Here is a 7,676-nt window from a genome sequence, read left to right as displayed (position 1 = left end):
GGGGTCGATCGCGACGGCGGGCGCGTCGCCCGCGCCGCTCCCGACGGCGCCGCCCGCGTCGACCGCCGATTCCAGCTCCGCGCTGACGAACGAGCCGACGCCGTCGACCGCGGTTATCGCGTCGCCGAGGAGCTCGTCGGCGTACAGGTCGCCCGCGAGCACCGACTCGCCGGATTCGTTCTCCGTCCCGCTCTCGACGCGGCGGCCGGGGAGCGCGGCGCGGATCTCGGGGGCCGTCGCCGCGACCGCGTCGAACACCGCGTCGACGGTCGAGTCCGGTGAGGACATCAGTCGTCGCTCTCGGCGACGGCCAGCGCCTCGGCCGGGTCGGACTCTTGGAAGATCACGGCCTCCAAGGCGTCGAGGATGCGCTCGGGCTCGTCGCGCTGGAAGACGTTTCGGCCGACGGCGATGCCGGTGGCCCCCGCGTCGATGGCGTTCGAGACGTTCCGGAGGAACGCCTCGTCGTCGCGCATCGTCCCGCCGGACATGACGACGTCGGCGGGGCCGGCCATCTCGACGGCGTCGCCCATCGCCTCGGCGGAGCCGGGGTACTTCACCTTCACCACGTCGGCGCCGAGCTCCAGGCCGAGCCGCGCGCCGTACGAGATGACGTCCGGGCTCGCGTCGTTGCGGAGCCCCTGCCCGCGCGGGTACGACCACATGACGACGGCCATGTCGTGTTCGCGGGCGCCCTCCTGCGCGTCGCGGAATTCCTCGGCCATCGCTACCTCGTGGTTCGACCCGCCGTAGACCGTGAACCCGACCGCGTCGGCCCCCAGTTCGGCCGCGTACTCGGCCGTACAGTTGACGGCGCTGTTCGGCTCTCCTCGCCAGAGGTTGGAGGTCCCGTTGAGCTTCAACAGGAGGTTGACCTCGTCCTCGTAGTCGGGGTAGTACGCCTCGGCGAGCCCCTTCTGGACGGCGAGCGAGGTGACCGCCTCGTGGGTGGCGAGCTCGAAGATCCGTTCCGGGTCCGCCGTGTCCGGGTTCGGCTCGAAGTCGACCGGCCCGTGTTCGAGCCCGTGGTCGTACGCGAGGATGAGCGACTTACCGTCGCGCGAAATGTCGTCGGCGGCGTGAGGAAGCATCAGTTCGTAGTTCCGTTACATACGTAAAAAGGGCTGTGGTGAAGTCGGCGGACGTAAAGAAACTTAGCGGCCGATTGAGCGGCGTCTCGGGTCGTTTTTGCGCGATCGGCTTCGAAACGCGTTACTACTCGAATTGTTAATTTCTCCGGCGCGAACGCGTTCGGGCCTGGCTTTCGCAATACTTACCAGCCGCGGCGCGGCAGCGAGTCACATGCGAACGCTTTCCGAAATCGAGGTCGTCGGCGTCGTCGGCGCCGGGACGATGGGCAACGGGATCGCGCAGGTCGCGGCGTCGGCGGGATACGACGTGGTGATGCGGGACGTGGAGCGCGAGTACGTCGAGCGCGGCCTCGACAGCGTCGAGGACAGCCTCGACCGGCTGGCCGGAAAGGGCGCGCTCGACGAGGACCCCGAAGCGGTCCGCGACCGGATCACGGGGACGACGGCCCTCGACGACCTCGCGGACGCCGACCTCGTCGTCGAGGCCGTGATCGAGGACCTCGAGGTAAAACGCGACGTGTTCGGCGACCTCGACCGCGTCACCGGCGACGACGTCGTCCTCGCGACGAACACCTCCACGCTGTCTATCACGACCATCGCGAGCGCGACGGAGCGCGCGAGCGACGTGGTCGGCCTCCACTTCATGAACCCCGTCCCGATCATGGACGGCGTCGAGGTCGTGGTGGGCGAGCGCACCGACCCGGCGGTCGTCGACTTCGCGCACGCCTTCGCCGAGGACCTGGGCAAGGAGACGTGGGAGTCCGACGACAAGCCCGGGTTCGTCACCAACCGGATCCTGATGCCGTGGATAAACGAGGGGATCCGCGCGTACGACGAGGGCGTCGCCGACAAGGCCGACATCGACCGCGGGATGAAGCTCGGCACGAACGTCCCGATGGGGCCGCTCGAACTCGCCGACCACATCGGCCTCGACGTGGCGCTCGACGCAAGCGAGACGCTCCACGACGAACTCGGCGACCGCTACAAGCCGGCGTACCTTCTCAAGCGCAAGGTGGAGGCGGGCGACCTCGGCAAGAAGACCGGTCGCGGGTTCTACGAGTACGAGTGACCGCGTCGGGGCGTCTGAGAGGCGGTCAGGCCGCGTCCGCGTCGCGGTCGTCGTCCGCCGTCCACCGGCGCGCGCCGGGCAGCAGCCCGACGAGCTTCGTCACGTAGCCGAACCGGAACAGCCCCAGCTGCGAGAGCGCCCCGAGGACGAACACCGCGAGGAACGCGGGCGCCGAGAGGTCGAAGAGGAGGGGTTGGACGGTCGTCTCCGCGGCGGCCGTCTCGAAGCTCGCGGGCGTCAGCGACCGCGAGGCGAACGCCGCGCCGATGAGCGCCGTCGAGACCACGAGCGTCGTCCGGGTGAGGACGAACCCGAACAGCGCGCCGACGGCGACGCCCGCCAGCGTCGCGCCGACGAGCAGCGCCGTCCCCTCGACCCCCGCGGCGTCCGCCGCGTAGAAGGGGCCGACGGCGAACCGCCCGGCGAACCCGCCGACGACCGCACCGATGCCGAGCACCGCGAAGGAGAGCCCGGCGTACGCGAGGAAGCCGCCGAGGAGGCCGCCGACCGCGACCGCGCCGGCGGTGAGGACGGCGCCGTCGACCGCGACGAGGCCGACGACGTTCGGCGCGAGCAGGTAGCCGGCGCCGGCGCCGACGAGCAGCCCCGTCAGCGTCACCGCGTAGACGGAGACCGCCGCGCCGACGAACGCGAGCGCCAGCCCCGCGAGGACCAAGCCGCCGTTGAGTGGGGTGAGCATGTCCGTACCGTGGCGCGCGCTGCTACTTAAATTGTCGCAGCCGCGAGGACGGAAAACGGGCGGCGAGCGGCGGACTCACCGCGCCCGGCTCGTCGCCCGTCGATCGATGTATCGCGTGTACCCGCCGACCGCGAGGCCGAACCCGACGACGAGCAGGACGAACCCGAGGAGGCGACTGGTCCCGACGGTCATCACCGTCAGGACGACGCCGAACAGCAGCGCGAACACGCCGGCGACGACGACGCCCACGTCCAGCAGCGGCGACGGCTGGATGGTCCGGCAGTGCGGGCAGATCCGCGCGTCGGCGGGGATCGGCTCGCGGCAGTCGACGCAGCGGAGGCGGTCGCTCGGCACGCGAGGCGGTTCGGCCGCGACCGGTTTGGCTCTGTTGACTGCGGAGGGGGCCGAGAGGACGTGTCTGCCACCCGGACGCGCCTCGGATCGTACTCGTCGGAACAGAGAACTCCGACGGGCCGCATGGTTAAACGATGTTTCCGGATTGTGAACCGAAGTGCCGAAACGGAGACGCCGCGAGGTCCTCGGAGCCCTCGCGGTGGCTCACCGCCGGTTGTATTTCCGACGACGACCCGCAGGTGGAAACTCGGGAGATAGACGTGGTGAATCTGCGGGACGAGACCGTCGGTGTCACGATAGTTGCGGAGCGAGGCGACGAGGTCGTATCCGAGGACGGGTTCCGATTCGGCCCGAAGCAAGGCGGAGCGACGGGCGGACTGTATTTAAAAGAACGTTGGATGAGTGGTGAGGGAGACCTGGAACTCACGATATCCGCGGATTCGATCGACGAAGCCAGTCTATTCACGGAGAGCGTGGCACAAGAGAGTGAGGACGACGAGTGTGTATCCGCGTTCAGTCCGGTCGACGAGAACGGCGGAGGCATGTACTACGCCGAAGCTGAGTGTTGACGACGCGCGAAACGAGCGCCGGGTGCGGATTTCCGCCCGCTCTCCCGCTCAGTCCGCGCCAGCCGCCGCGGCCGGCTCGTCGCCGGTATCGAGCGTCTCTTCAACCTGCGTGAACACCGCGACCAGCGCGACCGCCGCGGCCGCGGCCCCGACGGCGAACGGCACGACGAACCCGAAGCCGTAGAGCCAGCCGGAGGCCAGCGGCCCCAGGGCGACGCCGAAGCCGAAGCCCATCGTGAGCACCGACAGGGTGGTCCCGGACTCCCCCTCGCGGGCGAGGTCGCCGGCGAGCGCGAGCGACGGGGCGAACACGCACGCGACCGCGATCCCTTGGCCGAGCCGGACGAGCATCATCAGCGCCGGCTCGGTCACGATCCCCTGAAGCAGCGTCGTCGGGACGAGGATGACGAAGCCGGCGAGCAGGAACGGCCGGCGGCCGATCCGGTCGCTGGCGCGGCCCACGGGGACCTGGAAGACCACGTTCGCTATCGTCACGGCCGCGAACTGGGCGCCGAACCACACTGGGGGCTGGTCGAGCCGCACGTTCACTTGGTTCTGGAGCGTCGCGAACAGGGCGATGCACGCGCCCATGGCGACGGTCGCGAGCCCGAGCGTGAACACGGGGTCGAGCAGGCGGTCCTCGCCGCGGACCCGGATCGACACGTCGTCGCCCGCCTCGGCCTCGACGTCGGCGTCGCGGACGAGCAGGAACACGAGCGTGAAGCTGAGGTACGCCCCCGCGCAGGCCGCGACGAAGGCGGCGTCGAAGCCGTCGAGGACCGGGAGCCCGACGGCGGAGAGGTCGTACGGCCCGCGAGCGACGACCGCGCCCGCGAGGACCGGGCCGAAGCCGAAGCCGATGAGCCGGAACGTGTTGTACACGCCGAAGTTGCCGCCGCGGTCGGCGTCGCTCGCGGCGTACTCGTTCACGAGGGCGACCGTGGCGGGGATGATGAGCGCCGCGCCGAGCCCCTGTATCGCCCGCAGCGCCACCAGCACCGGGTAGCTCGTCGCGATCGTGTACAGCCCGCTCGCGGTTCCGAGGAGCAGGATTCCGGCGAGGACGAACGGACGACGGGCGCCAACGCGGTCGGAGAGCCGCCCCGTGAACGGCTGCGAGAGGCTGTTGAGAAAGCCGAAAAGCGAGAGCACGACGCCGATGAGGAGCGGTTCGGTCAGCGTGACCGCGGCCGCGCCGACCCCGACCTCGACGCCGAGTAACCCCTCGATGTCGACGAGGTCGCTGGTGATGTACAGCGGGAGGACGACGATGAGAAAGGAGTTCCCGGCGGCGCCGACCATTCGCGCGAGCGCCAGCACGATCACGCGCCGGTCGGTGTCGGTGACGCCGGAGAGGAGCCCCATTCACTCTGGGTTCGGAACGGATGATAAAGGCGCTTGTGAACGGGGGGAGTCGATCCGGTTTCGGTCGCCGACGAGCGTCGAACCGCGGTCTCGGTGTCGACCGAGACCGAGCGGCTCAGGGGGTCGCCGGGGTCCGCTTGTCGACGCCGCGGACCTCGAACCGCGCGCCGCCGTCCTCGCCGGTCGTCGCCTCGACCGTCCACCCGTGCGCGGTGGCGATCTCCTGAACGATCGCGAGGCCGAATCCGGTGGTGCCCGCGCCGCCGCTCTCGCCGGGTTCGAAGAGCGAGTCGGCGACCGCCGGGTCGATCCCCGACCCGTCGTCCTGGACGAAGAAGCCGTCCGAGAGGTCGCCGACCCGGATCGAGACGTCTTCGCCGGCGTGGTCGACCGCGTTGCGCATCAGGTTCTCGAAGAGGTTCCGGAGGCGGTCCGGGTCGGCGAGCACCTCGCGGTCGGTCTCGACCGAGAGGGTCGCGTCCGCGGTGTCGACGGTTGACCAGCTGTCGGCGACGACGTCCGCGAGGTCGACGCGCTCCGGGTCGCCGACCGTCTCTCCCTCGCGGGCGAGCGCGAGGGTCCGCTCGACGATCGACTCCATCCGGGCGAGCGCGTCGAGCGCGGCGTCGAGGTTCTCCGCGTCGTCCGACGCCTCGCGGGCGAGCTGGACCCGGCCCTGCGCGACGTTGAGGGGGTTCCGCAGGTCGTGCGAGACGATGCTCGCGAAGGAGTCGAGCCGGTCGTTCTGTCGTTCGAGCGCCGCCTCCCGCTCTTTGAACGCCGTGATGTCCTCTTGGAAGCCGACCCAGTGCGTGACGGTCCCGTTCGGGTCGCAGATCGGGGCGATGCTCACTCGGTTCCAGAACTCCGTCCCGTCCTTCCGGTAGTTCAGCAGCTCGACGCTCGTCGGCTCGTCGGCGTCGATCGCGTCGCGGAGCTCCTGAACCGACTCCTCCTCCGTGTCCGGCCCTTGGAGGAACCGGCAGTTGACGCCGATCGACTCCTCGCGGTCGTACCCGGTCATCTCGACGAACCGGTCGTTGACGTACACCATGGGGTTGTCCTCCCGGTCCGCGTCCGTGATGGTGATCCCGACCGGCGCCTCGTCGAGGGCGCGGGTCTTCGTCTCCAGTTCCGCGCGGCGCTCGCGCTCGTCGGAGACGTTTCGGAGGATGCCGACGCTGCCGTTGAACGAGTCGCCCTCGTACGGCAGCGCGGCCATGTGGTCGCGACAGGGGATCGGCTCTCCCTCTTTCGGGACGATGTCGACGCCGAAATGCTGGACGTCGGGCCCCGAAGACGAGAGGATCGTGCCGAGGCGGTCCTCGGCCTCTTTGACCGCCGCGTCGTCCTTGATGAACCCGGGCTTCTGGCCGATAATCTCCTCGCGGTCGTAGCCGGTGAGCTCGGCGAACGGCTCGTTGACGAACCGGAAGACGCCGGTCTCGTCGACGACGTAGACGGGGTAGCCGAGCGCCTCGATGACCGTCGAGTAGCGCTCGGCGATCTCTTTGGTCCGGTGCTCCTCGACCGCCTGATCGACGCGGTTCGCGAGCCGGCGGAGCTGCTCGGGACCGCCCTTCTGGAAGTAGCCGGTGACCCCGGCGTTGAGCGCCTGACTGGCGATTTCTTCCGAGCCCTTCCCGGTGTACAGCACGAACGGGGTCTCCCCGTGGCGGTCGCTGAACACGTCGAAGAACTCCAGCCCGTCCATCGCGGGCATGTCGTAGTCGCTGACCACGCAGTCGAAGGCGGCCTCGTCGAGCCGGTCCAAGGCTGTCTCGGGGTCGGTCACGCTCGTCACCGCCACGGAGTCGATCTCGCGTTCGAGGTACGCCTCCGTGAGGTCGAGGACCGACGGGTCGTCGTCGACGTGTAACACGTCGATCGCGGCGGGCATACGTGAACGAACGATCGCGAGGAATAAACGACTACCGACCCGGCTATCGGATCTGGATCCGGGGGCGGCGGCGACCGCGGTCCGCGTTCCACTTCCGGCGCGCGTGGCTGGTTCTTAAGACCGCGGAGCGCGGAGTCGGGATCGATGACCGGCGGGACGCCAGTCGCCGGGGAGACACTCCCGGGCGCCGGCGGCGGGGACGACGACGCGGACCGCGTCGTCTGCCACGTCGATATGGACTGCTTTTACGCCTCCTGCGAGCGGCTGCGCCGCCCCGACCTCGCGGGCGAGCCCGTCGTGGTCGGGATGGGGTACGAACCGGGCGAGTCGATCGGCGCGGTCGCGACGGCGAGCTACGAGGCCCGCGAGTTCGGCGTCGAGAGCGCGATGCCGATCTCGGAGGCCTTGGAGCTCCTCCCCCGCCGCGCCGACGCGGACCCCGACGACCCGGACGCGCCGGACCCGGCCGACACCGGCCGGTACCTCCCCGTCGACCTCGACTTCTACGAGGACGTGGCGAGCGAGGTGAAGGAGGCCCTACGCGACCGCGCCGACCCGCCCCGGGGGGTGAGCATCCACCAGGCGTTCCCCGCGGCCCCCCACCGGACCCACTGAGCCGGCGCGCGGG

7 protein-coding genes and 2 pseudogenes are annotated in these 7,676 nt (G+C 70.0%); 3 read left to right on the top strand and 6 right to left on the bottom strand.

Features of this window, described 5'->3' with window-relative positions:
- Both B9G49_RS16995 and B9G49_RS08900 read right to left on the bottom strand, forming a co-directional pair.
- A pseudogene (locus B9G49_RS16995) lies at window positions 1-288 on the bottom strand (class 1 fructose-bisphosphatase); the annotation flags it as partial.
- Window positions 288-1,091, bottom strand: coding sequence for a class I fructose-bisphosphate aldolase (locus B9G49_RS08900; protein ID WP_049930164.1), 804 nt, complete (start codon window positions 1,089-1,091; stop codon window positions 288-290). The gene B9G49_RS08900 and the pseudogene B9G49_RS16995, both read right to left, overlap by 1 nt.
- 211 nt (window positions 1,092-1,302) lie before the next feature.
- Here B9G49_RS08900 and B9G49_RS08895 point away from each other — a divergent pair, with 211 nt between their 5' ends.
- The gene (locus tag B9G49_RS08895) at window positions 1,303-2,160 is read left to right on the top strand and encodes a 3-hydroxyacyl-CoA dehydrogenase family protein (protein WP_086216121.1); all 858 of its coding nucleotides are present in this window, start codon (window positions 1,303-1,305) and stop codon (window positions 2,158-2,160) included.
- Between the two features lie 25 nt (window positions 2,161-2,185).
- Here the strand turns inward: B9G49_RS08895 and B9G49_RS08890 are convergent, their stop codons facing one another.
- Both B9G49_RS08890 and B9G49_RS08885 read right to left on the bottom strand, forming a co-directional pair.
- Window positions 2,186-2,860, bottom strand: coding sequence for a phosphate ABC transporter permease (locus B9G49_RS08890; RefSeq protein ID WP_086216120.1), 675 nt, complete (start codon window positions 2,858-2,860; stop codon window positions 2,186-2,188).
- A gap of 75 nt (window positions 2,861-2,935) precedes the next feature.
- Window positions 2,936-3,214, bottom strand: coding sequence for a zinc ribbon domain-containing protein (locus B9G49_RS08885; RefSeq protein ID WP_049930159.1), 279 nt, complete (start codon window positions 3,212-3,214; stop codon window positions 2,936-2,938).
- A 134-nt stretch (window positions 3,215-3,348) separates the two neighbouring features.
- Here B9G49_RS08885 and B9G49_RS08880 point away from each other — a divergent pair, with 134 nt between their 5' ends.
- Window positions 3,349-3,783: a hypothetical protein gene (locus B9G49_RS08880; protein WP_233125182.1), complete on the top strand. Its 435-nt coding sequence runs from the start codon at window positions 3,349-3,351 to the stop codon at window positions 3,781-3,783.
- Between the two features lie 48 nt (window positions 3,784-3,831).
- Here B9G49_RS08880 and B9G49_RS08875 read toward each other — a convergent pair whose 3' ends face one another.
- Both B9G49_RS08875 and B9G49_RS08870 read right to left on the bottom strand, forming a co-directional pair.
- Window positions 3,832-5,148 carry an MFS transporter gene (locus tag B9G49_RS08875; protein ID WP_086216119.1) on the bottom strand — a complete coding sequence of 439 codons (1,317 nt, stop codon included), beginning with the start codon at window positions 5,146-5,148 and terminating at the stop codon, window positions 3,832-3,834.
- A 115-nt stretch (window positions 5,149-5,263) separates the two neighbouring features.
- Window positions 5,264-7,048, bottom strand: coding sequence for a PAS domain-containing protein (locus B9G49_RS08870; RefSeq protein ID WP_086216118.1), 1,785 nt, complete (start codon window positions 7,046-7,048; stop codon window positions 5,264-5,266).
- A gap of 144 nt (window positions 7,049-7,192) precedes the next feature.
- On the opposite strand from B9G49_RS08870, the pseudogene B9G49_RS08865 reads away from it, so the two are divergent.
- Window positions 7,193-7,657: pseudogene (locus tag B9G49_RS08865) on the top strand (DNA polymerase IV); the annotation flags it as partial.
- Window positions 7,658-7,676 lie beyond the last annotated feature (19 nt).

Origin of the sequence: Halorubrum sp. SD683, assembly GCF_002135045.1 — an archaeon.
Taxonomy (GTDB): Archaea; Halobacteriota; Halobacteria; order Halobacteriales; family Haloferacaceae; genus Halorubrum; species Halorubrum ezzemoulense.
This window is presented reverse-complemented; position numbering and strand designations above follow the sequence as displayed.

Coding starts and splice junctions, on each gene's coding strand:
- B9G49_RS08900 (WP_049930164.1), bottom strand. CDS start 1,091: ATGCTTCCTCACGCCGCCGACGACATTTCGCGCGACGGTAAGTCGCTC.
- B9G49_RS08895 (WP_086216121.1), top strand. CDS start 1,303: ATGCGAACGCTTTCCGAAATCGAGGTCGTCGGCGTCGTCGGCGCCGGG.
- B9G49_RS08890 (WP_086216120.1), bottom strand. CDS start 2,860: ATGCTCACCCCACTCAACGGCGGCTTGGTCCTCGCGGGGCTGGCGCTC.
- B9G49_RS08880 (WP_233125182.1), top strand. CDS start 3,349: ATGTTTCCGGATTGTGAACCGAAGTGCCGAAACGGAGACGCCGCGAGG.
- B9G49_RS08875 (WP_086216119.1), bottom strand. CDS start 5,148: ATGGGGCTCCTCTCCGGCGTCACCGACACCGACCGGCGCGTGATCGTG.
- B9G49_RS08870 (WP_086216118.1), bottom strand. CDS start 7,048: ATGCCCGCCGCGATCGACGTGTTACACGTCGACGACGACCCGTCGGTC.